This is a genomic window from Stenotrophomonas sp. GD03794 (assembly GCF_029842145.1).
GTDB lineage: Bacteria > Pseudomonadota > Gammaproteobacteria > Xanthomonadales > Xanthomonadaceae > Stenotrophomonas > Stenotrophomonas riyadhensis.
The window spans coordinates 45,476-69,005 of record NZ_JAOCFV010000016.1 but is presented as its reverse complement, the minus strand read 5'-3'; the positions used below and the strand labels follow the sequence as shown (position 1 = coordinate 69,005).

Sequence of the window (23,530 nt, the reverse complement as noted above, 5' to 3'; positions counted from 1 at the left end):
GCGTGCCGGCTGCGGTCGGCACGCTGCCAAGAGGAGAGATGTTTGCCATGAAGCGTAGGGAATTCATCGCGGCCAGTGCCGCTGTTGCCGCCAGCAGCCTGTTGCCGCAGACCCCGGCATGGGCACGCGGGCGCAAGGTGCGCCTGGCCATGATCGGTACCGGCATGCGTGGCCTGGTGCTGCTGAAGGAACTGGTGCGCCGCGACGACGTCGAGGTGGTCGCCCTGTGCGACATCGAGCCGATCATGCTCGGCCGCGCCACCGAGATGGTGGCCAAGGCGGGCAAGCCGGCGCCGAAGACCTATGGTCAGGACCGCGACACCAATGCCTGGAAGCGCCTGCTGGAACAGAAGGGCATCGATGGCGTGATCATCGCCACGCCGTGGGAGTACCACGCGCCGATGGCGATTGCCGCGATGCAGGCCGGCGTGGCAGTGGGCTGTGAAGTGGTGGCCGGCATCACCCTGCAGGACCACTGGGACGTGTTGAAGACCCAGCTGAGCACCGGCACCCCGTACATGCTGCTGGAGAACGTCTGCTACCGCCGCGACGTGATGGCCGCGCTGCAGATGGTGCGCCAGGGCCTGTTCGGCGAGCTGGTGCACCTGCAGGCCGGCTACCAGCACGACCTGCGCGGCGTGAAGTTCAATTCCGGTGACCCGAACCAGCCATACGACAGCGGCGTGGAGTTCGGGCCCAAGGGCTGGAGCGAAGCGCGCTGGCGCACCGAGCATTCGGTGGAGCGCAATGGTGAGCTCTACCCCAGCCACGGCATCGGCCCGTGCGCGATGTACACCGGCATCAACCGCGGTAATCGCTTCACCCACATCAACGCCTTTGCGACCAAGGCGCGCGGCCTGCACGAATACACCGTGGCCAAGAGTGGCGGCACCACCCATCCCAGCACCAAGGTGAAGTTCAAGCTGGGCGACATCGTGACCACCACGCTGGCCTGCGAGAACGGCGAGACCATCCTGCTGCAGCACGACACCTCGCTGCCGCGCCCGTACTCGATGGGCTTCCGCGTGCAGGGCACCAAGGGCCTGTGGATGGATGTGAACCATTCGATCCACATCGAAGGCCGCAGCCCGCCGCACCAGTGGGAAGAGTTCAAGAAGTACCAGGATGAGTACGAGCACCCGCTGTGGAAGCAGAATGCCGACACCGCCGCCAGCGCCGGCCACGGCGGCATGGACTGGTTCGTCATCCACGCCTTCGTGGAAGCATTGAAGGCCAAGGCGCCGATGCCGATCGACATCTATGACGCGGTGACCTGGAGCGCGATCACCCCGCTGAGCGAGCAGTCGATCGCCAACAGCTTCCAGACGCTGGAGTTCCCGGACTTCACCGCTGGCGCGTGGAAGCAGCGCAAGCCGATCTTCGCGTTCGACGGCAAGTACTGATCCGCTCTTTGTAGCGTCGGGCCATGCTCGACTGTTTTGAACACAACGCCGGGCACTGCCCGGCGTTGCTGTATGTGGGCCCCCCTCTGCCACGCCCATGCTAGGCTCGGATACGTACCTGGCAGATGACGCCAATCGGTGGAGAGGAGCTTCCGGATGCGCGTGCTGACCTTCACCTGTCCACTTTGCGGCGCTGCCGGGCAGCGATTCCCGCTGCTTTCCGCATCGAGACGGCAGGCGAAGACGGCATGCAGGGGATGTGGCGTGGTGCTGCGCTCGGATCCCCGCTTGGGCCTGCATACGCTCTACCTGCTGTATACGCAGATCGTCGTGCTGCTCGCTGCATTGCCCATGATCTGGGCCTATGCTTCCGGCCGATGGTTCTGGTTGGCTGCGATCTGGGCCATGGTGTTGGTGTTGTCCTGGTTCCCAGGCGTGATCAGGCACGCACGAAGTCCGATCGTGCGCGCCTGCCGGGATCCCGATTACAGCTACGCGCGCAGGCCTTGCGCACCATCCACCGGCGGCACCGCAGAACCGGCGCCGCGCAGCCGCATTCCATGATGGCTATCGATGGATGTCCTACGGTGTTCGCGTCGGTCCCAGCTCAATCGGCAGGCCAACCCGCTGCCACCCGGTCCGCCAGCACCAGTTCGGTATCCATCTGCCGGCCATCGCGTAGATAGCGGATGCCAACGCGCGTTCCCACCGGACGCTCGCGCAGCAGCGTACGCCAGTCCCCCAGTATCCGTGCGGCAATCGGCTCTCCCGCAATCATGACGATGCAGTCATCCCTGCGCAGGCCGGCGCGTGCACCGGCGCTGGTCGGCGCTACATCGGCTACGCGCAGTGCACCGTCCTCGGCCTGCAGCCACAGTCCGCTGCGGTCGAAGGCATCGGTCTGCGTGCTTTCAGCGTTGGGCACCAGATAAAGGCGCTTGGTGTCGTAGTCGATGCCCATGGAGAAGCGCCGCAGCACGCCGCCGCCCAGGATCGCGCCATAGTCGGCCAGGGCCAGCGCGCCCTTGTCGGTGCTGGACAGATCCCCCACCAGGCCGGTGACCTTGATGTCGCCCATGCGCAGCACACCGAGCCGGGCCGGTCGCGCGCGGCCTGGGCCACCGAGGCCCCATCCAAGCACGGCCTCCTCGCTGGCGTGGTACTTCTCCAACAAACGATGGGTGCGTACGAACGGGCTGCTCAGGCTCAGCGAGTTGCGTGAGCCGGTGTCCAGCCACAAGCGCAGTGGAATGCCGTCCAACTCGCCATTCAGTACCGGCGCGCGGTCGTCCTGCTCGAACGGCAGCACCACCGCGTTGGCGGGCGGCTGGTAGTGGCCCGGCCGGGTGAAGCTGAGCACGCGCGCGCCATAGTCGAAGGTGGTGACGAAGCGCAGGAAGGTCTCGTAGCCGATGAAGCCATCATGCGGCACGCCCATCGAGTTGATCTGCTGGCCGAGGTCGATGATGTGGAACACCGGGTTTGCAAGGTGCGCGCCACCGATGCGCAGGTGGCGGGCCTGTGCCAGGCCCAGGTCGCTGGCGTTGTCACCGGCACCATGCACGCTCAGGCGGCCTGTGGTGGTCAGCCCCAGGCGCTTGGCAGCGGTGGGCGTCAGCAGGTTGATGGCGCCGGTATCCACCAGGAATCGCACCGGCTGGTCGTCCACTTCGGCCTCGATGTAGACATGGTTGTTGATCAGATCGAACGGATTGCGGGTGGTGCCGCTGGCATCCTCGATGTAGCTGTCGTGGGCCATCACCGGCGGCGCATACACGGTGTCCGCTACCGGCCCATCCACCTGGTAGCGCTGCACCTGCACGTCGCTGCGCAGGCGCGGGTCGGCACGGCCCTGGGCATCGAGCGTATCGGTGACGATGCGATGGGGCAGCAGCAGGCCATCGACCGCCCGGTAGTCTTCCAGCGTGGTGACGGTGGGTGTGCGCGCGGAGGCGATGATCACCCGGCCGAGCTGGCCGCTGCGGGTGTCGAACCAGAGCTCGATCGGGTCCGCGCCCTCCGGCGTCGTCGACAGCACGTCATAGCGCTGCCCGTCGTGGACCTCGGTACGTGGGCCTGCAAAGCGCGAGGCCGGATAGGCGCTGGACCAGTAGGCGCGGGTGGCCAGCCACGCCTGCGTGCGGGCAGTGCGGCGTGGCACGGTGCCATCCAGCAGGCCTACTTCGCCGCCGTAGTCGCGGCGCCACGACAGCTTGCCGTCGAAACCCTGCGCAACGGTGAAGGTCCCCAGCTGCGCCTGTTCGGCATAGCGCCCGGCGCGCAGGTCCTGGTTGAGCTGCCAGCGGCCCTGCAAGCCACCGACCGACTGCTCGCCCTCAGCCTGCAGGCGCTGTACCGACAGCCACGGCTCGCCGCCACTGGCTGCACGGGCGCGGGCCAGCACACCCGCCGCATCCCCCACCGCAGCCTGCGCAGGAACCGCCAGCATCCACAGCAGGCCGAACATCATCCGTTGCCATCGCATTGCATCACCTTCTTCGTCGGGTCGAGCGCTGATGGCAACGCAGCGGCGGGCGCCGTTCGACCGGGCGTGAAGGATTGGACGTTCAGCCGGAGGTGGCGCGGCTGCGGCGGTACTCGCTCGGTGTCTGCCCGGTGGCGCGCTTGAACGCGCTGTTGAACGTGGACTTGCTGCCGAAGCCAGCGGCAAGGCCGATGTCCAGCACGCTGCGTGGGTCAGCCGGGTCGGAGAGGCAGGATTTCGCCGCCGTGATGCGGAAACCGGTCACGAACTCGGAGAAGCTCTGGCCCAGGCCCTGGTTGAGCGCCTGCGAGACCTGGTTCGGTGACCAGCCGCTATGCTGGCTCAAGCCCTGGAGATCGAGTCCGGGGGCTTCATGCAGGTGTTGGTCCTGCATCAATGCGGTCAGCGCGCTGGCGATGGCCGCGCATTGCGCCGCGTCGATGCCCGAGCGCTGGTAGCGTGCGACGGCGACGTCCTCGGTGGGCGCGGGGACAAGGTTCCCCATGTCCGGTACTGCGGCGCTCACAGACGCGCGCAGCTGCTGCCGCACCACACGGCAGGCCAGCAGATACATGCCGGCGGTGGTCAGCAGACTGAGCCCGATGCTGGCCAGCAGCGGAGCGGTATCCGGCGGCCACCGGTTCATCGTGCTGGCAAGCCAGCACCCCGCCATCACGATCGCCAGCCCGCGCAGCCCGCTGTGCTGGATGGCGGTTCCGCGCGGGGCCGAAGGCGTACGCAGCGAGAGCCACAGCGTGGCCAGCAGGTAGGGTGCACCCTGCAGCAGCCAGCCATGGAAGCTGAGCTGGAACAGCGCATTGCCCAGTGGCGAGACGTCGAAAGGCGCGACTGCGTTCAACAGGGAAATGACGAACGCGAGAACGGCCGGCAGCAGATGCGCGACCGGCAACGGCGACGCATGCTCCCGCGCGGGCGCCAGCAGTGCACGTGCATGGCCGTACAGCAACGGGCCCAGCAGATAGACCAGCGGCACCTCGATGACCCGCAGCCAGCGCACCGCGTCGGCCGACAGCCACGCCTGGCCACCCAACAGCACCAGCCCGAACAGATTGGCGGCGGCGAAACAGGCGAAGAAGGTGGTGAGCAGATGACTGCCACGCCGAGCGCGGCCGAAGCTCACTCCGGTGGACAAGGCGGCCAGGCCCAGAATCGCAGCGCCTGCCGCCAGCTGCAGCAGATCCGGTGGCGTCATGCGCGCAGTGTTGATGATGCGCGCGGCAACGTCCAGCGCGGATAGCAGCGTGCAGGCAACAAGCGGGGGAGATGGCGCGCCCGGAGGGATTCGAACCCCCGACCAATGGCTTCGGAAGCCACTACTCTATCCGGCTGAGCTACGGGCGCGTTGTAGAACCGCCGCGCCGTCGGCCGGTGCCGGGGCGGGCATCGCAGCGCCATGAAGCGGTGCGGGACCGGCATTCTATCCAGTTTCGCCGAACAAATCTCCCCCCACGGGCAAAGCCCTGCCAGAGGGGCAGGAGTATCCTATCGCCATGGCTGATACCCCCCTCACTTCGCCGCAGTCGCCGGCGACGCCGCGTTGGCGGCATTACTGGAGTCTGATGCGCGCTGATCGCCCGATCGGCACGTTGCTGCTGCTGTGGCCCACCTGGTGGGCGTTGTGGCTGGCCGCGGGCGGCCTGCCGCCGCTGTGGACGCTGTTCGTGTTCACCGCCGGCGTGTGGCTGACCCGCTCGGCCGGTTGCGTCATCAACGACTATGCCGACCGCTGGCTCGACCCGCATGTGGAGCGTACCAAGGCGCGTCCGCTGGCCACCGGTGCGATCAGTGGCCGCGCTGCGCTGGCGTTGTTCGCGGTGTTGATGCTGGTGGCATTCGGCCTGGTGCTGACCCTGAACGGGCTGACCATCGGCCTCAGCTTCATCGGCGTGTTCCTGGCCGCCAGCTACCCGTACCTGAAGCGCTACACCCATCTGCCGCAGGTCTACCTGGGCATGTCGTTCGGCTGGGGCATCCCGATGGCGTTCGCCGCCGTGCAGGGCGAGGTGCCGATGCTGGGCTGGCTGCTGTATGCCGGCAACATCCTGTGGTCCACCGCCTACGACACGTGGTACGCCATGGTCGACCGCGAGGACGACCTGAAGATGGGCTCGCACTCCACCGCGATCCTGTTCGGCGACCTTGATCTGGTCATCCAGGGCGTGTTGTATGCACTGTTCCTGGCCACCATGGCGCTGGTAGGCGTACGCGGCGGGCTGGGTGGGTACTACCTGGCCGGCGTGGCCGTGGCCACTGCGCTGGTGGTGTACGAATTCTGGATCTGCCGCAACCGCGAGCGCGGCCCGTGCTTCAAGGCGTTCCTGCACAACAACTGGGTGGGCGCCGCGCTGTTCGCCGGCATTGCCGTGGATCTGGCGCTGCGTTGAGCCCAGGGTCGGATCCCTTTTCCTGTGGGAAAGGGCTCCGACCCCGCCACCTACGACCAATAGGTGGCAGACAGCCCGCACCCCACCGCCCAGAATCGGTCCATCGAACCTGGGAGGGTAGGCGATGGCCTCGACGGCAGCAGTACAGGACGGCTGGATGGCGCGCGCTGCGCTGCGCTCGGCCGCCTGGGCGGAAAAATGGTTCCCCGATGCGTATGTATTCGCGGTGCTGGGCGTGGTCATCGTCGCGCTGGCCGCGATGGGCTTCGGCTCGACCCCGCAGGCCACCGCCAGCGCCTTCGGTGACGGCTTCTGGAGCCTGATTCCCTTCACCATGCAGATGGCCTTCGTGGTCATCGGCGGCTACGCCGTGGCCACCGCGCCGGTGGTCGCGCGCTTCATCGACTTCCTCGCCCGCGTGCCGCGCACCGGTCGTGGCGCGGTGGTGTACGTGGGCCTGGTCAGCATGCTGGCCTCGCTGCTCAGCTGGGGCTTCTCGCTGGTGTTCGGCGGCCTGCTGGTGCGCGCGCTGGCGCGCCGTACCGAACTGCGCATGGACTACCGCGCGGCCGGTGCTTCGGCGTATCTCGGTCTGGGTGCGGTGTGGGCGATGGGGCTGAGTTCCTCGGCCGCACAGCTGCAGGCCAACCCGGCCAGCATGCCGCCGGGGCTGGTCGAGATCACCGGCGTATTGCCGTTCACCGAAACCATCTTCCTGTGGCAGTCGATCGCGCTGACCTCGGTGCTGATCCTGGTCTCGCTGCTGATTGCCTGGTTGACCGCACCCGCCGCCGCCAGCGCCCGCACCGCCGAGGAGTTCCCCGGCGCTGCGCAGGCCGAGCCGGAGCCGCTGCAGCGACGCACGCGCCCGGGCGAATGGCTGGAGTACAGCCCGCTGCTGACCGTACTGCTCTCGCTGCTGGCGTTCGGCTGGCTGTTCAACGAGTTCGCCAACAAGCCGGTGATCACCGCCATCGCCAACCTCAATACCTACAACTTCCTGTTTATTTCGCTGGGCCTGCTGTTGCACTGGCGTCCGCGCAGTTTCCTCAACGCGGTGGCCAAGGCGGTACCGAGCACCACCGGCGTACTGATCCAGTTCCCGCTGTACGGTGGCATCGCGATGATCCTCACCCACGCGGCCGGCGGCGATGGGCAGACGTTGGCGCACCGGTTGTCGAGCCTGTTCGTGCACGTGGCCAGCACCGATTCGTTCGCGCTGGTGATGGGCGTCTACTCGGCGGTGCTGGGTTTCTTCGTACCGTCCGGTGGTGGCAAGTGGATCATCGAGGCGCCGTACGTGATGCAGGCCGCCAATGAACTGAAAGCGCACCTGGGCTGGGCGGTGCAGGTCTACAACGCGGCCGAAGCGCTGCCGAACCTGATCAACCCGTTCTGGATGCTGCCGCTGCTGGGCGTGCTGGGCCTGAAGGCACGCGACATCGTCGGCTTCACCTTCATCCAGTTGCTGGTGCACATTCCGCTGGTGCTGGGCCTGCTGTGGCTGCTGGGCATGACCCTGGCGTATGTGCCACCGGTGATGCCCTGAATGCAAGGCTGGCGTCCGTGCCCGAACAGGACGCCAGCCTCGTTCAGCGCGTGTTTCCAGCGGAGTACGCCATGAATGCGCGGACCCGTGCCGCCTGCATGAGCACATGCCGAAGCCGCATGAATCCTTCAGCGGCTTGTGCTGCAAGGGGCTCTGCGCGTTCATTCACAGGCGTACACACAGGTGTAGCCGTCCGCCAACGCGCGATTAACTCTTCGCTGCAGACGATGGCCGCGTCCACCGCATTCCGCGCGTGGCTTTCGGAGAACGGACATGGCACAGCAGAACCAGAACCCGAACCAGAAGCAGCAAGGCCAGCAGAACCAGCAGGATCAGCAGCAGGGGCGTCGTGACCAACAGCAACAGCAGCAACAACAGCAGGATCAGCAGCGCAAAGAGCGCAACCAGCAGCAGGGCGGCCACGACGAAGAAGAATGACCGCGCCGCGCATGCGGAGTGACCGGTGAAGCCCCGCCTTGCGCGGGGCTTCGCTTATTCCAGCACCCCGATGCGCTGCAGCACCGGCGCCGCCGACATGTCGTTCGGATTGGTGCCAGGCTGATCCTGCGGCACCTCCATGCCCATGCCGCGGTACAGATCAATCCAGTGCTGGGCGATCTGCCCGGTCTGCGGATTGCGGAAGTTCATCGGCTGCAACGCGAATACATGGTGCGCACGAAACGCACGTTCGATGAAGTCGGAACAGTAGTAGCTGTCCTCGTTCAACACATACGACGTGTTGTACGGCTTGCCCAGCATCGTGCGCGCGGTGGCGACCGCATCCCTGATCGCCGCCTGCTGCGGCGCGCGCAGGCGATAGACCACGATCTGCCGCTGCTTGGCGCGCGCCTCCTGGCGGAATTCGACCAGCGATTGCCGGCGCGATCCTTTCTCGTCTGCATGCAATACCTCCCAGCCCTTCGGCGCGGAAGCGACCAGCGCGACGTGATCGAAGCTGGGTGCGCCCTGCTTGCCGGTGGCATCGTCGATGGCCGCACTGAGACCGCTGCGGCCGGCGGTGACGAACAGCAGGTCGCCCTCGTGGACATCGACGGCCCTCGCCACCGCCGGCCACAGGGCGGGCAGCAGCAGGCCGATCAGGAGCAGGAGGCGATGCATGAGGACTCTCGGACAGGCGGAATGCCGGAATTGTAGGGTGCGCGGTAGCATGGAGCGACCGGACCGGATTCAGGATGAGCCCATGCGTCGTTACCGTTCTGCCGCACTGCTGACGCTCGCCTGCGGCGTGGTGCTGGTTGCCTGCACGCCAGCGCCGCAGCCACCGCAGACCGCGGCCGAAACCGTGCCTGCCGCAGCTGTACCGGCGACCGCCGCTATCGAGCCCACGGCTGTGGCTGCACGCAGTGAGTGCCCCTACCCGGACTTCGATGCGTTCCTGAAGCATTTCGGCAACGAGATCGCGTTGCAGGAAAAGGCCACCGCCGATCCGCTGCTGGACAGCTACATCGATGCCGAGGCCGAGCCGGAACCGCGCAAGGTGGAAAGCCGGCTGGCGCTGGCCGATGTCGAGTGGCCGGTGATGCCTGATCCCGCCGCACTGGCCGGGCAGGGCCGCGAAATGCAGGTCAGCCCCCTGGCCGATGGACAGCGGCAGGTGCAGATCCGTACGCCGGACAGCAGCGACCAGCAGACCTACACCTTCGCGCAGGCGCCCTGCTGGACGCTGGTCAAGCGTGAGGATGAGTCGATCTGATGGCTGATCCGGCACAGGCGCGGCGGGCCAGCGGCTGCTAGGCTCGATCCCTGGTCCAGGCAGGGAGACGCCGATGCAGGCTTTCAGGAAGCGCACCACCACCGCCGCCATTGCCGCCGTATTGGCGATAGCCCCCTTCAGCGGCGCGCAAGCACAGTCGGTGCATGCCGATGACCGCACCTACTTCGCCAGCGCCGCGTCCGAACAGACCGCGCGCGACGCGCTGGGCAAGCGCGTCGAGGCCCTGCAACAGGCGTCCACCCTCGCACCGGCGGAACGCTTCCAGCAGGCCGAGGCACTGGAGGCGCAGTGCCTGCGGCATCTCGCCTATCTGCATCTGCAGTCCGCCCGCAACGCGCGCGATCTTCGCCCGGCACAGGCGATGGAGCAGGCAGCGGGGCTGTGCAGCCGCATCGCTCGCAGTGGTCGCGCCGCACTGCGCGAGGCGCCCGCAGATGCGGCGTGGGCAGCACCGTATGGCTTCCTGCGCGCACGGGCGCTGAAGGAGGCTGCCACCCCGGCCAACGCCGCGTTGGATGAGGCCGTGGAGGCACTGGCCGATCCGGCGCTGGACAGCTTCGCGCGCCTGCGCGGGCAGATCCTGCGCAGCGCCGGGTACCCGCAGATCGAGCACGGCGGTCGGCACTGGGACACGGGGCGCGACAAGCAGGTGCTGGCCCAGCAGCCCGACCGCGCCCTGCGCGAGGCCGGCTGGAAGGGCTACTGGCAGGGGCTGCACTCGCGCCGTGAGCCGATGGCCTCGGTGCTGCTGGGGCTGGTGCAGGTGAATGACGCCGCCGCACGCCTGCAGGGTGACGGCTCGGCGCCGGCATATGGCTACCAGCGCATGGGCCTGGATACTGCCGCAGTGGATGCAACGCTGGTGGCGATCGAACAGCACGCCGGGGATCGCCGCGCCTACCAGGACATGCTGCTGCGCCACGCTGCGCGATCCGGCATCGACGCGCCGCAGATCTGGGACACCACCGTGCCCGATGCCGGCTATACGCCACCGGTGCTGACGCTGGCGCAGCTGCGCGACAACGCCGCCGATGCCATGCAGCACCTGGGGCCGGCGTACGTCGCGGAACTGCGCGCGCTGCTCGATCCGGCCAACCGGCGCATGGATCTGGCCACCGAACGTGGTGACCGCAGCCAGGACGCGTTCCCGGTGAGCGCTCCCGGTGTGCCGGCAATGCTGTTCGTTGGCGTGCGCCGTGGTGATCTGGAAAGCGACGTCGAGATCGCCCATGAAGCCGGTCATGCCGTGCACGGCGAGTGGATGCAGCGCGGTCATGCGTCGCCGCTGCAGCGCAATGGCAGCCAGTGGCTGACCGAGGCGTTCGCGATCTACAACGAGCTGCGCTTCCGCGACCAGCTGTACCAGCAGGCAGAGGATCCGCGCGCCAAAGCCTATTACCTGAAATCGTTGCTGGACGACATGGTGCTGCAGCTGTTCACCTCTTCCGAGGAAGCGCAGCTGGAGCAGTCGATCTATCGGGGCGTGGCCGCGGGCACCTTGGGCACCCCCGATGATCTGGATGCGCTGACCGGCCAGGTGCTGGCGCGCTTCGGCCAGCAGCCGGAGCGCTATCCGCAGCTGCGCAACAGCTGGATCGCCAAGCGCCTGATGTATGAAGACCCGAACTATCTGGTGAACTACCTGTATGCGGGGCTGTTGGCCGTGCAGCTGTACGTGCAGGACCAGCGCGACCCCGAAGGGTTCCGTGAGCGCTATCTTGCCGTGCTTGGCGAGGGCTTCGACCGCGCGCCGAGCGAGCAGGTGGCGCAACTGCTGGGGCACGCGCCTGACTGGGCGGCCCTGGTGGATGCCGATCTGCAGGTGTTCAACCAGACGGCGGCACAGCTGCAGGCACTGCATGCGCGGATCGAGGCAGGGCAGGGTACGTGAACCCGGCGCGCCCCATGCAGCAGGCGATCGCCACCGTGTGGCTGCTGTTGCTGCTGTGCCTGCTGCCGATGGCAGCGATGGCGGTCACCCCGATACCTGCGCTGGACGATCCGGTGGTGGATGCCGCCAACGCGCTGTCCGCCGACACCCGCGCCACGTTGCGCACGCAGGCGCTGCAGCTGCAGGCGCGGAAAGGAGCGCAGCTGCAGGTGCTGATGGTGCCCAGTGTTGGCAGCGAGGGCATCGAGGCTTACGCACAGCGGGTGTTCGATCAGTGGCAGCTGGGCCGGATCGGTGTCGATGACGGTGTGCTGCTGTTGGTGGCGGTGCAGGACCGCCGCGTGCGCATCCAGACCGGCTATGGCCTGGAAGGAGCGCTGCCCGACGCGTACGCCGCTCGCATCATCGATAACGCGATCGTGCCGCGCTTCCGTGAGGGCGATGTCGACCAGGGCGTGCTCGATGGCACGAAGATCATGGTGGCGCTGATCGATGGCGAGGACCTGCCGGCATGGGAAGAACCGACGGCCAGCAACGTGCTGCCCGCAGACTGGCGCCGCGCCGATTCGGTGGTGGCATTGACCCTGCTGGCCGGTATCCTGGCCGGGCTGTGGCGCTCGCCGCCGCCCTTCCCACCGGCGAAGACCGAGGCCGATTTCAGCGGCAGCCGTCGCGAGCGCCGACGCAAGGCGCTGGCCGCCAATGCATCGGCACCAAAACCAACCTGGCCGACCTTGCCGGCCTGGGGCCGCCCGATGCTGGTGACCGCTGTTGTGGGTGCGGGCGTGCTCTGCGTGGCGCTGCTGCTGCCACGCCATGTGCTGCCGGGCCTGTGCTTCGTGCTGGCGCTGGGCGTGCCGGTGGCGGCCCTGCTGGGCTGGTGCTGGCGCCGCAGCCAAGGTGTGCGCATCGTGCTGTGCGGCATGCTGGTGCTCAGCGTGGTCTTCCTTGCGCAGGCGCTGCTTCGTGGCCAGCTGCCACCGAGCCTGGCCCGGCACCTGCTGCTGCAGGCCGCCGCGGGCGTTCTCACCCTGATGGTGTTCCTGCTGGTGCAGGCTTGCCGCACGCGCTGGAAGAAGAACCGCAGCAGCTTCGCCGTGCGCATGGCGGCGCTGGTCCTGCTCACCCTGGGCTACGGTGTGGGCGCGTTGCTGGCCATCCATCGTGCCGAAGGTGACGATCCACGATTGCTGGCGATGATCGTGTCGGGGGTGTGCGGCGTACTGCTGTACTTCGTATGGTTGTTCACCATGCTGCCGGGCGAGCGCGCACGTGGCCGGGCTTCATCATCCGGCGAACGCACGTCGTCCCGTTCGTCGTCCTCGTCGAGTTCGTCGTCGAGCAGTTCCAGCAGCTGGTCTGGAGGCGGCGGCCGCAGCGGTGGCGGCGGCGCATCGGGCAGCTGGTAGTTCTCAGGCCGCCTGCACCCGCCAGCCGAGCGCGGCGTCCTCCACAACGCCCGGGCCGGCCACATCGCCGACCTGCAACTGCAGGCCGCGCGCATTCGGCAGGTCCTTCTGCTCGGGGAACCAGCGACGATCCGCCGCAACCACGATCAGCAGGCCCTCGTCGTTGCCCATCGGTGCGAACTTCGGCGAGGCCGTACTGATCGGCTGCAGGCCAAAGTGCTGGTTGGACTGCGCGCGCACGGCATCGACATCGTGGCTGGGCAGGCCGACTTCGCTCAGGCAGGTCAGTTCGCTGCCGTGGAACGCGCCTTCGCGCGTGCTGGCCGGCAAACGGCGGCGGCCGATCAGTTCCAGGATCAGGCCGTCAGGGCCAGTGAAGTACACCGACTGCGACTGCCAGCTGCTCTCCAGCGCGAAGTAGTCCAGTCCCGCCGGATTGCGTTGCAGCGGCGTGCGCTCACGCAACCAGGTCATCGCCTCGCTGAAGCGGTTGTCCGGTACGTTGAAGGCCAGGTGCACGCCACCGACCGGATGATCACCCGCCGGCTGCAGTTCGATCGTGCTCCAGCCGATGTGCACATGATTGCCGACCACGCGCTGCTGCAGCACATCGTGGAAATACGCGGCGACGGTGGTGACGTCGGACACCGGCAGGGTGAGGTGAAGCAGGCGCATGGCCGATCCTCCTTGGATGCGCCCACTGTAGCGCCGGGCCACGCCCGGCGGCCACTACCGCAGTGCTTCGGCGAAGAATCGCACCGCGGCATCCACTGCCTGCGCGTGGGTGCCCGCCTTCGGAACTGAACTGCTGCAGAGCTCGGGCAGCCTCTGCACACCGACCGCTGTACAGCCCGCCAGGAAGTCGTAGTGACCGACATCCGGCAGACGCTGCAGCGCAGCGCCCGGAATCAGTGCCTGTGCAGCCTCGCCATTACTCTGCGGTGGCGCAACCGTGTCAGCCTCGCCGAGCATGATCGACACTGGCTGCCTCAGCGAGGACAGCTGCTCGGGCGCGAACGCCTGCACGATCGCGGGCGCCAGCAGGAATGCCGCGCGCACGCCAGGGATCGCGCGCGAGTCGTCGGCGTGGGAGATCCAGGGGGACAGCGCGGGTGAGCCCGCAGCGGCAACACGCGCCTCCATCGTGTGCGTGGCGGTTTCCTGTTGTGGCCGGCAGACGCCGTCATCCGGATGCGCGCGGCAGAAGGCCAACAGCCGCTGCAGGTCGGGGCGTGCACCGGCGGCCAGCAGCGCGGTGTAGCCTCCGGCCGAGAACCCGGCCACACCCAGTCGCTCAGGGTCGACGTGCGCACCCAGCAGCGGATCGGCCTGTACTGCAGCGAGTGCCGAGCGCAGGTCATCCGCACGCAACCAGCTCAGTACGCTGCCGGGCAGGGTCATCTCGTCCACGCCGTTGTTGCCGGGATGATCGACCGCGATCACCAGATACCCGGCGCGCGCCAATGCCGTGCCCAACCAGCCCATCATGCGCGCGCTGCCGCCGTTGCCGTGGGAGAGCAGCAGGGTCGGCAGGCGCTTGCCCGCGATCGGGGCATCCATGGCTGAGCGGCCGACGTCGAACAGCGGCGCATCGGGCGGACCGATGGTCAGGGCGGTTTCCGTGCTGCCAGCGGGCGCGGGATACCAGACCGTGTAGCGCAGGGCGTCGCGATGCTGCGCATCGCGCACCGCGGCGCTGGCCACTGTGGTGGTGCCGTGGCGTTCGCCTGCCACCCTGGTCCCGGCGGCGTTGGCGGCCTCCGCGGAGGCCATCAGCATCAGTCCCAGCACAGTGGCTGTCATGCGCATCGTCGATTCCTTGTCAGCGTGGGCGCTCGTCCGTCCACCGGCAGCCAGATCTCCACGCCACCGTTGCCGGTATGCTCATCGAAGCGGGAGTCGTAGCGTTCCAGGTCCGGTGCATCGGCCAGGCTGAGCCCGGAGCCGGGAAGGTAGTGGTCCAGCAGCCAGAACCAGGTCGAGCGGATGGTCGAGATATGCCCACCGTGCCATGCCACCAGGTAGCGACGTGCCGGTACGTCGATCCGCTGCCAATGCGCGGGCACGGTGGACAGCGCGCTGAGCGGCAGCGCGGCGACGTAGTCGAAGCCGCCGTCGTCATCGCTGTTGCAGCACACGCCGAAGCTGATCGGCGCCGGCGCCGGCCAATCCCGGTTGAGCTGTGCCCACTGCCCGGGAATCGCACCGCCGCTGTCGCGGGTATGCCGCATGCCGATACCCGCGACCTGGAAGGCAGGGGTATCGAGCAGGCGCGGCGCTTCACCGCAGGCAGCCGGCGCATCGTCCACGCGGATCGCCTGCACCAGTGCCAGTCCATCGGTACCTTGTTCGCGTACCCGCTCCGGGGTCTGTCCGAACTGTTCGCTGAAGGCGCGGGTGAACGCGGCATGGGTGGTGTAGCCCGCGCCCAGTGCCACCTGCAGGATGTCGCCCGCCCCGTTGGCCAGCCGCTGCGCGGCAGCGGTCAGGCGCCGTCCCCGCAGATAACGCACCACCGAGGTGCCGGTACGGGCCTGGAACAGGCGTGACAGATGGAACGGCGACAGCCCCGCTGCGGCGGCAATATCGGCCAGTGCCAATGGCCGGTCCGCATGGGTTTCGATGTACCACAACGCCTTGCCTGCCGCGCTCATCCTGCCGTTCCCCGAATCCAATGCCGGCACAGTAGCGGATCGGCAGGCGCCGCGTTTAGCAGTTCTTGCGCTGCAGCGGCATCAAGCTGTCGCACTGACGTCATGGCTCCTTCACAGATCGCGCCGAGACTGCGCGCCTTGTCCAGGCCTGCGATATCCCTGCAGGTGCTGGCCCTGTCGCGTCCTCCCGGAGCCCTGCCGTGCATCGTTCGAAGCTTTCGCGTTCCATCCTCCTCGCCCTTTCCATGGCCAGCGCAGGAGGCGCGATCGCAGCGCAGGCCGATGCGGTCGATGCCCCGGCGGGCAGCCGTGCGGCGCCCACCCAGCTCGACGCGATGCTGGTCACCGGCACCCGCGCCTCCAACCGCACCCAGTTCGAAACGTTGGCGCCGGTGGACGTGTTCACCAAGGAAGACATCAAGTCCGTTGAATCCACCGACCTGAAGGACGTGCTGGCGCAGCTGGTGCCGTCGTTCGTGGTGCAGCGCCTGCCGATGGCGGACGGTCAGGTGTTCGTGCGCCCGGCCACGCTGCGTGGCCTGTCGCCGGATCAGACGTTGGTGCTGGTCAACGGTCGTCGCTTCCACCGCAGCGCGCTGCTCGGCAACCGTGGCGCGCAGGCGGCCGACCTGGCACAGATTCCGACCAGTGCGATCAAGCGCATCGAAGTGCTGCGCGATGGTGCGTCGGCGCAGTACGGCTCGGATGCCATCGCCGGCGTCATCAACATCATTCTGGAGGATGGCCCCGGTACCGAGATCACCGCCGGCTATTCGCAGTATGCGCAGGGCGATGGCGCCTCGCGCGATTTCAGCGCACGCACCGGCTGGTCGCTGGGTGACTATGGCAGCCTGGTGCTGTTCGCCGAATCGTCCAACTCCGACGCCACCTCCCGCACCCGCCAGCGCCCGGATGCGATCGCCTTCCAGGCCGCGCATCCGGATCTGGACGTGCCCAACCCGGTACAGCGCTGGGGCCAGCCGGAACTGGAAAGCCGCCGTGTCGGCTTCAACGTGAAGGCCAATGCCAGCGACACGCTGGAGTTGTATGCGTTCGGCCTGTACAGCCACAGCGATGGCGTCAGCGATTTCAACTGGCGCAATCCGGACACCACCACCGGTGCCTACCGCACCACGGCGATCTTCCCCGGCTGGAACCTGCGTTCGATCTATCCAGTGGGGTTCAGCCCGCAGTACGGCAACGTCCAGAACGACCTGCAACTGGTCGGTGGCCTGCGTGGCGAGATCACCCCGAAGCTGCGCTGGGATGTCAGCGCGTCGTATGGCCGCAACGCCATCGACTACAGCCTGAAGAATTCGATCAACGCCTCGCTCGGCCCGGTCAGCCCGACCGCATTCGATCTCGGCCGCCTGACCCAGACCGAGAAGAACGCCAACGCCGACTTCAACTACGAGTGGGATGTGGCTGCGCTGTCCAAGCCGATCAACGTCGCCTTCGGTGGCGAGTTCCGCCAGGAGACCTACCAGGTGCGTGCCGGTGATCCGGCTTCGTACGCAGTGGGCCCGGGCGCTGCCGCTGGCCTGGAAGCCAACTCCAACGGTGCGCCGGGCTTCTCGGCCAGCCAGGCCGGGCAGTGGAGCCAGCGCAGCAAGGCCGCCTACGTGGATATGGAAGTGCCGCTGGGCGAGCGCTGGAGCATCGGTGCGGCCAGCCGCTACGAGGACTTCTCCAGCTTTGGCAGCACGCTGGACGGCAAACTGTCGGCACGCTTCGCGATCACCCCGGACGTGGCCCTGCGCGGCACGGTGTCCACAGGCTTCCGCGCACCGACACCGGCGCAGCTCAATACCACCAGCACCACCCAGGGCCTGGATACGCGCACGCTGCAGATCTTCACCAGTGGCCGCCTGTCGCCGAACGATCCGCTGGCCCAGCTGCTCGGTGCCAGGCCGCTGAAGCCGGAGGAATCGCGTACCGCGTCGCTGGGCCTGACCTGGCGCACCGACCTGGGGCTGTCCGGCTCGGTGGATGTCTACCAGATCAAGCTCACCGACCGCTTCAGCCAGTCGGCCAGCTTCGCCATTCCGGCCGGCACGCCGAATCCGCTGGGCTATACCTCGGTGAACTACTTCACCAACGACTTCGATACCACCACCACCGGCGTGGACGTGGTCGGCAACTACCTGCGCGACCTCGGCACGGGTCGCATGACGCTGACCCTGGCCTACAACTACAACCGTACGCGGGTGGACAACGGCAGCACCTCGGTGGCCACCAACGAAACCCAGCGCGTGCTGTTCGAAGACCGCCTGCCCGAGCACAAGGGCAGCCTGACCGGCAGCTGGGACATCGGTGCCTGGTCGTTGATGGCGCGCATGCGCTACTACGGTGCCTGGACCGACGCCAGCGGCAATGCGGTGGGCGACATCTACCAGCGCTTCGGCGCGATGAGCTTCCTCGACCTCGCCGTGGGGTACCGCATCAACGAGCACCACAGCCTGCGCGTGGGTGCCGACAACGTGCTCGACCGCTATCCGGATGAGGCGGTCTTCCAGGCCAGCCGCGGCCTGGTCTACTCGCGCAACGCACCGTACGACACCGATGGCGCCAACCTGTACGCGCAGTACCGGCTGAGCTTCTGATGGACCGTACCCGCCGCTCCCTGCTGCGTGCCGGCACCTTGCTGCCCGCCGCAGCCGCATTGTCGTCACTGCCCGCCATGGCCGCCGCGCGTTACGCTGCGCCGATGCAGATTCCCGCAACGACCGTGGCGCCGGACGTGCTGGCCCGCGATGAAGGCTACTGGGCCGCCGTGGCCAGCCACTTCGACATCACCGACGAAGTGAACCATCTGGAGAACGGCTACTGGGGCGCGATGGGCCGCGAGACGCTGGCCAGCTACCAGCGCCACACCGCCGAGGTGAACCGTGGCAACGCGTGGTATGGCCGTCGCGAGTTTCCGGCGCAGTACATGGCGGTGCAGCGGCAGGTGGCCGAGCTGCTGGGCGTGGCCGCCGACGAGATTGCACTGACCCGCGGCGCCACCGAGGCGATGCTGGCGCTGATCGGCGGCTACAACCGCCTGCAGCCCGGCGACCAGGTGCTCTACGCCGACATCGACTACGACAGCATGATCGGCGCGATGCGCTGGCTGCAGCAGCGTCGCGGCGTGCAGGTCGAGCGTATCGCGCTGCCGGCGGTGCCGGACCACGCGCAGATCCTGCAGGCGTATGAGGACGCATTCGCGCGGCTGCCACGCCTGAAACTGGTGCTGCTGACCCAGGTCAGCCATCGCCATGGGCTGGTGCTGCCGGTGGCGGAGATTGCCGAACGCGCGCGAGCACGCGGTATCGATGTGATCGTCGATGCCGCGCATGGGTTTGGCCAGATCGACTACGCGGTGCCGCAGCTGAAGGTCGATTTCGTCGGCATCAACCTGCACAAGTGGATCGGTGCGCCGGTGGGCGTCGGCGCGATGTACGTGCGCAAGGGGCGCGTGGCCGACCTGGATCCCTACATGGGTGAAGCCGACGATGGCCGCGTGGGCAGCCGCGTGCATACCGGTACGGTCAACTTCGCCGCCTACCTGGCACTGCCGGATGCCATTGCCCTGCATCAGCGCATCGGCGTGGCCAACAAGCAGGCGCGGCTGCGCTACCTGCGTGAGCGCTGGACCGTGCCGGCGCGGCAGATGGCGCATATCGAAGTGCTGTCCTCGGCGGACCCGGCGCTGGCCAGTGCGCTGGCCAGCTTCCGCCTGCGCGGGCACACCAGCGTGGCTGACAACCTCGCGCTGCAGAAACGCCTGCTGGATGAGCATCGCGTGTTCACCACCCATCGCGATGGTTTGGACTCCGGCGCCTGCGTGCGGGTGACGCCGTCGGTGTTCACCCGGCCGGAGCAGATGGATGCGCTGGTGCAGGCGCTCTCCAACCTGGCCTGACCCTGCTCTGGTGGGTGCCAACCTTGGTTGGCACATTCCAACCGTGCCGGCGAATCTTCCGCCGGCCAGCGGCCGGCACTACCAGGCCTACCGCTCGATCGCCGGCAACGCATCCGACAACAGCAACCGATCAATCCGCCGCAGCGCACTTTCCAGCTGCCGACGGTCCGCCGCCAGCCCCAACGACAGCCGCACCCCGTTCTGATGCTGTACCCCCGGCGGGCAGAACGCCGATGACGGTGCAATCGCCAGCCCCTGCAGCTGCGCGGTGCGCACCAGCGTGGCATCGGTCCACGGCGCCGGTATCCGGCACCAGGCATGCAGGCCTTCAGCCCGCTGCAGCAGCGATGGCGCCAGCAGGTAGCGCGCCATGCGCATGCGCTCGCGCGCCTCGGTGCGCACCTGCGCCAGCAGTGACTGCGCCGAACCATCCAGCAGCAGCTGGCTGGCCAGCGCCGAAACCAGCGGATGGCCCATCAACCGCGTTGCCCGCAGTGCAGCCGTCATCGCCTCGGCATGCGCCGCGCTCGGGCTGCGCACGAAAGCGGTGCGCAGGCCGGGGCTGATCACCTTCGACAGCGTCGCCACGTAGAACACATGGCGCGGTGCCAGCGCCGCCAGCGGTGTCGGTGCATCCTCGGCGAGGTGCCAGTACGGATCGTCTTCGATCGCCAGCAGGCCTTCGCGCTCCAGCACGCGTGCCAGCGCTTCGCGCCGTTGCAGCGGCAGGGTCAGTGCGGTCGGGTTCTGGCAGGTGGGATTGAGATAGACCAACCGCGCGCCGCTTTCGCGTGCCAGCCGGGCCAGTGCATCAGGGCACATGCCGTGTTCGTCGCTGTCCACCGGCAGCAGGCGCCGGCCCAGTGCGGCGGCGGCCTGCAGCAGGCCCGGATAGACCAGCGCATCGCAGAGGATCGCGTCGTTGTCGCGGCCCTGGCTGACCAGGATCGCGGCCAGCGCCACCTGTGCACCTTCGGTCAGCAGCAGGCAGGCATCGTCCACCTTTCCCAGCATCGGCTGCAGCCAGCGCGCCGCCGCGTGGCGATCGGTCAGGTTGCCGCCGCCCAGGTGATAGGTCATCAGGTTCGGTGCGTTGCTGCGTGCAAGCACGGCGGCGGCGCCACGGCGCAGCGTCTCCGCCAGCGCATCGGCGTCGGGCACCGGCGGCACGTTCATGCTCAGGTCCACCACCTGGTCGAAGCCGGCCTTGGGCGGTGCGATGAAGCTGCCCTGTGGTCCACGCGCTTCGATCAGGCCGCGCTTGCGTGCTTCATCGAAGGCCCGTGTCACCGTGGTCAGATCGATGCCGAGCTGCTGCGCCAACGCGCGCTGCGAAGGCAGGCGCTGCCCCGGTGCGAGACCACCGCGGCGCACCGTGCGTTCCAGCGAGTTGACGATGCGCAGGTAGATCGGCCCGTTGTGCGCGAGCACGTCCTGCACCCATTCGCGGGCTGCGACATCCGGTCGCGGCATGTACGGAGCATGTCGGGGCGTATCGTTGCTTCCAACGGCGGGAGCCTGTCCATAACCATCGGTCGGTTCGGACAGGTGACCGCCGTTGTTGTTTGCAGCGGCCATGCCGGCCAGCGTCAGTGATGTCATTGCGCGTCCTCAGCGCTGGGCCTGCCAGGGGCAGTAGCAGCCCACGGCAAGCAGTCCTTTCGGGCGCACGGATTCGCCGCGCACCAGTCTGTCCAGCAGCGGTTCGACGAAGCTGTTGGCCGAGTTGCAGACCATGCCGATGCTGTACGGGCCGGCGTAGGCGAGGTGGCCCTGGCGATCCCAGATGGCTACGGCGGGGCTGGCCGGGATGTGTTCGATGCCATCGATGGTCGGCAGGTTGATCACCTTGCTGCGCAGCGGCTCGGGCAGCTCGCCCTGCGTACCCGGACGGCGGATGGCATAGAAGTCGATGCCGGCGCGGCGGTACATGCTGATCAGGTAGCTCAGGTGCGCACCGGTTTCGCGGTTGCACACGCCGCAGGCCGGGTCCCAGAAATGCACCACGCGGATGCGGCCGGTATCACCGGCCAGATCGGCCGGCAGGCGCAGCTGCGAATCGTCGAAGACGATGGCCTGTTCGGTGAAGGTGGACTGCGCGCTGTAGCCGAAGTACTGCCACAGCGCAGCCGCGACGCCGGCCATGAACAGGCAGGCGAGGGCGATCATCGTCGGCAGCAGCCAGCGGCGACTCGGCGCGGCTGCGCCCATCAGGAATCTTCCCGGCCGAACTTGTGCACGTACTGCTTGCGCATCTCGCGGCACGAATCGGCCTGCGCGCGGCGCTGGATCTCGCTACGCGACGGATCCTCGCTGCGCTGCACGCACTGCTCGATGGCGTGGCGTTCGGCGGCCTGCACATCCACGGTCTGCGGCTGCAGGCAGACCCAGGCCAGCGCGGCCAGCATCAACACCACAAAGCCGCCGCACCCGGCCATCACCAGGTGGAACTTCAGTTTCTCGGCGCGCATCGATGCACGTCCCTTCATCCATACATTGCATACAAAATATCATCTTGTATGGATAGAGCGCCATGCGCTCCGTTCAGACGATGGCGTTGTGGCGTGCCTCGGGGGCCTCGGACAGGATCTCGTTCAGCTTGGCCAGCGCCCCGGCCAGCGCGCCCTGGTCGACTGCGCCGCCCAACGACAGGCGGATCGCGTTGCCCGGTGGCGGTTCTTCCACGCTGAAGGCATCGGAGCTGGCAATGCCCAGCCCCTGCTCCTGTGCGGCCTGGATCAACCGGTACTGGTCGAGCCGCGGCGGCAGCGGCAGCCACACATGCAGGCCGGCCGGATGCGCCTGGGCACGGGCCGGCAGGTAACGGGCGGCAATGGCCTGGCGCTCGCGCAGTTCCTGCTGGAAGCGCTGCACCATGTCCTGGGCCTGGCCGCTGCGGATCCACTGCGAGGCCACCGCCACCATCGACTGGGTCGGCATCAGTGCGATTGCGCGCAGCGCATCCAGCACCGGTTCCATCGGCTCGCCGGCCGGCACCACCAGGTAGGCGGTGCGCAGGCCCGGGGCCAGACACTTGGACAGCGTGGAGATGTAATAGACCGGGCAGCCGGCATCGCGGTGTGCGGCCAGCGGCGGCGCGGCGTCTCCGGCCAACAACCAGTAGGGATCGTCTTCGATCACGGTCAGATCGTGACGCTTGGCGACCGCCAGCAGCGCCTGCCGGCGCTGTGCCGACATCGTTGCCGTGGTCGGGTTCTGGATGGTCGGCACCAGGTACAGCAGACGCGGGCCGCGCAGCTGGCAGGCCTCCTCCAGCGCCTCCGGCAGCATGCCCTCGGCGTCCATCGCCACCGGCACCACGCCCCGCTGCAGCACGCGCGCGGCAGCCAGCAGGCCCGGATAGGTCAGCTGCTCGGCGGCGATCAGCTCGCCCGGCTGCGTGCGGGCCAGGATCAGCGCGCACAGCGCGGTCTGCGCGCCGGGGCAGATCACCACCTGGTCGGCACCCACCGTGCCCAGCATCGGCGCCAGCCACTGCACCGCAGCGGCGCGGTCCTCGCGGGTGCCGGCGCCCACGTGGTAGCTCATCAGTTCGCCCTGGCCCAGCTGCTGGCCCACGTGCTGGAAGCCGGCCTCCATGCCCTGTGCGAACGGCGCGCTGCCCAGCAGCGGCGGGATGTTCATGCTCAGGTCCACCGAGGTGCTGCGGTTGCCGGCCGACAGAGCGATGAAGGTACCGCCAGCGCCTTGGGCGTCGAGCAGGCCGGCCTGGCGCAGCTCGGCGAAGGCACGGGTGACCGTGGTCAGGTCCACGCCCACCTGCTGGGCCAGGTCGCGCTGCGGCGGCAGGCGGTCGCCCGGGCGCAGCACGCCGTCATCCACCGCCTCGCGCACCTGCTGGGCAATCTGCAGGTACAGCGGGCCGGCGCCCTCGCGGAAGGGGCGAACCCAGGTGCGATTGGGGTGTTTCAGGCGGCGGCCGGCGGCAGGTGGCGTCATCGGTCAGTTTTTTCCATACGTGCAGATGCACAAGTCCATACAATGATGTATCTTGTATGGGCTTGATTGGAGTGGTTCGCCTGCTTGTAGGCGACCTCGTACCCACAGTGTAGCCGCTCCACGCCCGGGCGCTGC

The 23,530-nt window shown here is 67.9% G+C and carries 20 protein-coding genes and 1 tRNA gene; 10 read left to right on the top strand and 11 right to left on the bottom strand.

The annotated features are described in order from the left end of the window. Positions 1–47: 47 nt before the first annotated feature. A complete protein-coding gene (locus tag N5D91_RS11200; RefSeq protein WP_153854748.1) occupies positions 48–1,403 on the top strand; it encodes a Gfo/Idh/MocA family oxidoreductase in 1,356 nt (451 codons plus the stop codon). A gap of 156 nt (positions 1,404–1,559) precedes the next feature. Continuing rightward, positions 1,560–1,967, top strand: a complete 408-nt coding sequence (locus tag N5D91_RS11195; protein ID WP_180854517.1) for a hypothetical protein — start codon at positions 1,560–1,562, stop codon at positions 1,965–1,967. Between the two features lie 43 nt (positions 1,968–2,010). Here the strand turns inward: N5D91_RS11195 and N5D91_RS11190 are convergent, their stop codons facing one another. From N5D91_RS11190 to N5D91_RS11180, 3 genes are all read right to left on the bottom strand, one after another. Continuing rightward, a complete protein-coding gene (locus N5D91_RS11190; RefSeq protein ID WP_180854518.1) occupies positions 2,011–3,888 on the bottom strand; it encodes an aspartyl protease family protein in 1,878 nt (625 codons plus the stop codon). 82 nt (positions 3,889–3,970) lie between these two features. After that, positions 3,971–5,101 (bottom strand): helix-turn-helix transcriptional regulator, encoded by a 1,131-nt coding sequence (locus tag N5D91_RS11185; protein ID WP_180854519.1) that lies wholly within the window; start codon positions 5,099–5,101, stop codon positions 3,971–3,973. A gap of 72 nt (positions 5,102–5,173) precedes the next feature. Continuing rightward, positions 5,174–5,250 (bottom strand) — tRNA-Arg (locus N5D91_RS11180). Positions 5,251–5,399: 149 nt separating this feature from the next. Here N5D91_RS11180 and ubiA point away from each other — a divergent pair. The 3 genes from ubiA to N5D91_RS11165 all read left to right on the top strand — a co-directional run bounded on the left by ubiA (position 5,400) and on the right by N5D91_RS11165 (position 8,280). After that, entirely contained in the window at positions 5,400–6,293 is an 894-nt protein-coding gene (gene ubiA / locus N5D91_RS11175) for a 4-hydroxybenzoate octaprenyltransferase (protein WP_005411493.1), read from the top strand. A gap of 124 nt (positions 6,294–6,417) precedes the next feature. Continuing rightward, positions 6,418–7,842: a TIGR00366 family protein gene (locus N5D91_RS11170; protein WP_180854520.1), complete on the top strand. Its 1,425-nt coding sequence runs from the start codon at positions 6,418–6,420 to the stop codon at positions 7,840–7,842. A gap of 273 nt (positions 7,843–8,115) precedes the next feature. After that, positions 8,116–8,280 carry a hypothetical protein gene (locus N5D91_RS11165; RefSeq protein WP_180848063.1) on the top strand — a complete coding sequence of 55 codons (165 nt, stop codon included), beginning with the start codon at positions 8,116–8,118 and terminating at the stop codon, positions 8,278–8,280. 54 nt (positions 8,281–8,334) lie between these two features. Here N5D91_RS11165 and N5D91_RS11160 read toward each other — a convergent pair whose 3' ends face one another. After that, entirely contained in the window at positions 8,335–8,961 is a 627-nt protein-coding gene (locus tag N5D91_RS11160; protein WP_110714029.1) for a YiiX/YebB-like N1pC/P60 family cysteine hydrolase, read from the bottom strand. Positions 8,962–9,043: 82 nt separating this feature from the next. On the opposite strand from N5D91_RS11160, the gene N5D91_RS11155 reads away from it, so the two are divergent. The 3 genes from N5D91_RS11155 (at position 9,044) to N5D91_RS11145 (ending at position 12,877) form a co-directional block, all read left to right on the top strand. Continuing rightward, positions 9,044–9,556 (top strand): hypothetical protein, encoded by a 513-nt coding sequence (locus tag N5D91_RS11155; protein WP_110714028.1) that lies wholly within the window; start codon positions 9,044–9,046, stop codon positions 9,554–9,556. Positions 9,557–9,629: 73 nt separating this feature from the next. Further along, positions 9,630–11,468 (top strand): M3 family metallopeptidase, encoded by a 1,839-nt coding sequence (locus N5D91_RS11150; RefSeq protein ID WP_180854521.1) that lies wholly within the window; start codon positions 9,630–9,632, stop codon positions 11,466–11,468. 14 nt (positions 11,469–11,482) lie between these two features. After that, on the top strand, positions 11,483–12,877 hold the full coding sequence (locus tag N5D91_RS11145; protein WP_180854522.1) for a TPM domain-containing protein: 1,395 nt from the start codon (positions 11,483–11,485) through the stop codon (positions 12,875–12,877). A gap of 3 nt (positions 12,878–12,880) precedes the next feature. Here the strand turns inward: N5D91_RS11145 and N5D91_RS11140 are convergent, their stop codons facing one another. Genes N5D91_RS11140 through N5D91_RS11130 form a run of 3 tightly spaced genes read right to left on the bottom strand, consistent with a single transcriptional unit; the run spans position 12,881 to position 15,531 of the window. Next, positions 12,881–13,552, bottom strand: coding sequence for a VOC family protein (locus N5D91_RS11140; RefSeq protein ID WP_180854523.1), 672 nt, complete (start codon positions 13,550–13,552; stop codon positions 12,881–12,883). Between the two features lie 54 nt (positions 13,553–13,606). After that, on the bottom strand, positions 13,607–14,686 hold the full coding sequence (locus tag N5D91_RS11135; RefSeq protein WP_180854524.1) for an alpha/beta fold hydrolase: 1,080 nt from the start codon (positions 14,684–14,686) through the stop codon (positions 13,607–13,609). Continuing rightward, on the bottom strand, positions 14,677–15,531 hold the full coding sequence (locus tag N5D91_RS11130) for an AraC family transcriptional regulator (RefSeq protein WP_153854740.1): 855 nt from the start codon (positions 15,529–15,531) through the stop codon (positions 14,677–14,679). The genes N5D91_RS11135 and N5D91_RS11130 overlap by 10 nt, the downstream gene beginning before the upstream one ends. Before the next feature lie 200 nt (positions 15,532–15,731). Between N5D91_RS11130 and N5D91_RS11125 the strand changes: the two genes are divergently transcribed. Together N5D91_RS11125 and N5D91_RS11120 are read left to right on the top strand one after the other, a co-directional pair. Next, positions 15,732–18,134 carry a TonB-dependent receptor gene (locus N5D91_RS11125; protein ID WP_180854525.1) on the top strand — a complete coding sequence of 801 codons (2,403 nt, stop codon included), beginning with the start codon at positions 15,732–15,734 and terminating at the stop codon, positions 18,132–18,134. Then, entirely contained in the window at positions 18,134–19,435 is a 1,302-nt protein-coding gene (locus N5D91_RS11120) for an aminotransferase class V-fold PLP-dependent enzyme (RefSeq protein ID WP_180854526.1), read from the top strand. Before N5D91_RS11125 ends, N5D91_RS11120 begins: the two co-directional genes overlap by 1 nt. 87 nt (positions 19,436–19,522) lie before the next feature. Here the strand turns inward: N5D91_RS11120 and N5D91_RS11115 are convergent, their stop codons facing one another. Genes N5D91_RS11115 through N5D91_RS11100 form a run of 4 tightly spaced genes read right to left on the bottom strand, consistent with a single transcriptional unit; the run spans position 19,523 to position 23,395 of the window. Further along, complete coding sequence (locus N5D91_RS11115) at positions 19,523–21,037, bottom strand: PLP-dependent aminotransferase family protein (protein WP_180854527.1); 1,515 nt, start codon at positions 21,035–21,037, stop codon at positions 19,523–19,525. A 9-nt stretch (positions 21,038–21,046) separates the two neighbouring features. After that, complete coding sequence (locus tag N5D91_RS11110) at positions 21,047–21,646, bottom strand: DUF6436 domain-containing protein (RefSeq protein WP_180854528.1); 600 nt, start codon at positions 21,644–21,646, stop codon at positions 21,047–21,049. Next, entirely contained in the window at positions 21,646–21,924 is a 279-nt protein-coding gene (locus tag N5D91_RS11105) for a hypothetical protein (protein WP_005414763.1), read from the bottom strand. Before N5D91_RS11105 ends, N5D91_RS11110 begins: the two co-directional genes overlap by 1 nt. Before the next feature lie 55 nt (positions 21,925–21,979). After that, positions 21,980–23,395, bottom strand: a complete 1,416-nt coding sequence (locus tag N5D91_RS11100) for a PLP-dependent aminotransferase family protein (protein WP_180854529.1) — start codon at positions 23,393–23,395, stop codon at positions 21,980–21,982. Positions 23,396–23,530 lie beyond the last annotated feature (135 nt).

Coding starts and splice junctions, on each gene's coding strand:
- N5D91_RS11170 (WP_180854520.1), top strand. CDS start 6,418: ATGGCCTCGACGGCAGCAGTACAGGACGGCTGGATGGCGCGCGCTGCG.
- N5D91_RS11135 (WP_180854524.1), bottom strand. CDS start 14,686: ATGCGCATGACAGCCACTGTGCTGGGACTGATGCTGATGGCCTCCGCG.
- N5D91_RS11110 (WP_180854528.1), bottom strand. CDS start 21,646: ATGGGCGCAGCCGCGCCGAGTCGCCGCTGGCTGCTGCCGACGATGATC.
- N5D91_RS11190 (WP_180854518.1), bottom strand. CDS start 3,888: ATGCGATGGCAACGGATGATGTTCGGCCTGCTGTGGATGCTGGCGGTT.
- N5D91_RS11155 (WP_110714028.1), top strand. CDS start 9,044: ATGCGTCGTTACCGTTCTGCCGCACTGCTGACGCTCGCCTGCGGCGTG.
- N5D91_RS11165 (WP_180848063.1), top strand. CDS start 8,116: ATGGCACAGCAGAACCAGAACCCGAACCAGAAGCAGCAAGGCCAGCAG.
- N5D91_RS11115 (WP_180854527.1), bottom strand. CDS start 21,037: ATGACATCACTGACGCTGGCCGGCATGGCCGCTGCAAACAACAACGGC.
- N5D91_RS11185 (WP_180854519.1), bottom strand. CDS start 5,101: ATGACGCCACCGGATCTGCTGCAGCTGGCGGCAGGCGCTGCGATTCTG.
- N5D91_RS11145 (WP_180854522.1), top strand. CDS start 11,483: ATGCAGCAGGCGATCGCCACCGTGTGGCTGCTGTTGCTGCTGTGCCTG.
- N5D91_RS11195 (WP_180854517.1), top strand. CDS start 1,560: ATGCGCGTGCTGACCTTCACCTGTCCACTTTGCGGCGCTGCCGGGCAG.
- ubiA (WP_005411493.1), top strand. CDS start 5,400: ATGGCTGATACCCCCCTCACTTCGCCGCAGTCGCCGGCGACGCCGCGT.
- N5D91_RS11200 (WP_153854748.1), top strand. CDS start 48: ATGAAGCGTAGGGAATTCATCGCGGCCAGTGCCGCTGTTGCCGCCAGC.
- N5D91_RS11130 (WP_153854740.1), bottom strand. CDS start 15,531: ATGAGCGCGGCAGGCAAGGCGTTGTGGTACATCGAAACCCATGCGGAC.
- N5D91_RS11160 (WP_110714029.1), bottom strand. CDS start 8,961: ATGCATCGCCTCCTGCTCCTGATCGGCCTGCTGCTGCCCGCCCTGTGG.
- N5D91_RS11105 (WP_005414763.1), bottom strand. CDS start 21,924: ATGAAGGGACGTGCATCGATGCGCGCCGAGAAACTGAAGTTCCACCTG.
- N5D91_RS11140 (WP_180854523.1), bottom strand. CDS start 13,552: ATGCGCCTGCTTCACCTCACCCTGCCGGTGTCCGACGTCACCACCGTC.
- N5D91_RS11100 (WP_180854529.1), bottom strand. CDS start 23,395: ATGACGCCACCTGCCGCCGGCCGCCGCCTGAAACACCCCAATCGCACC.
- N5D91_RS11150 (WP_180854521.1), top strand. CDS start 9,630: ATGCAGGCTTTCAGGAAGCGCACCACCACCGCCGCCATTGCCGCCGTA.
- N5D91_RS11120 (WP_180854526.1), top strand. CDS start 18,134: ATGGACCGTACCCGCCGCTCCCTGCTGCGTGCCGGCACCTTGCTGCCC.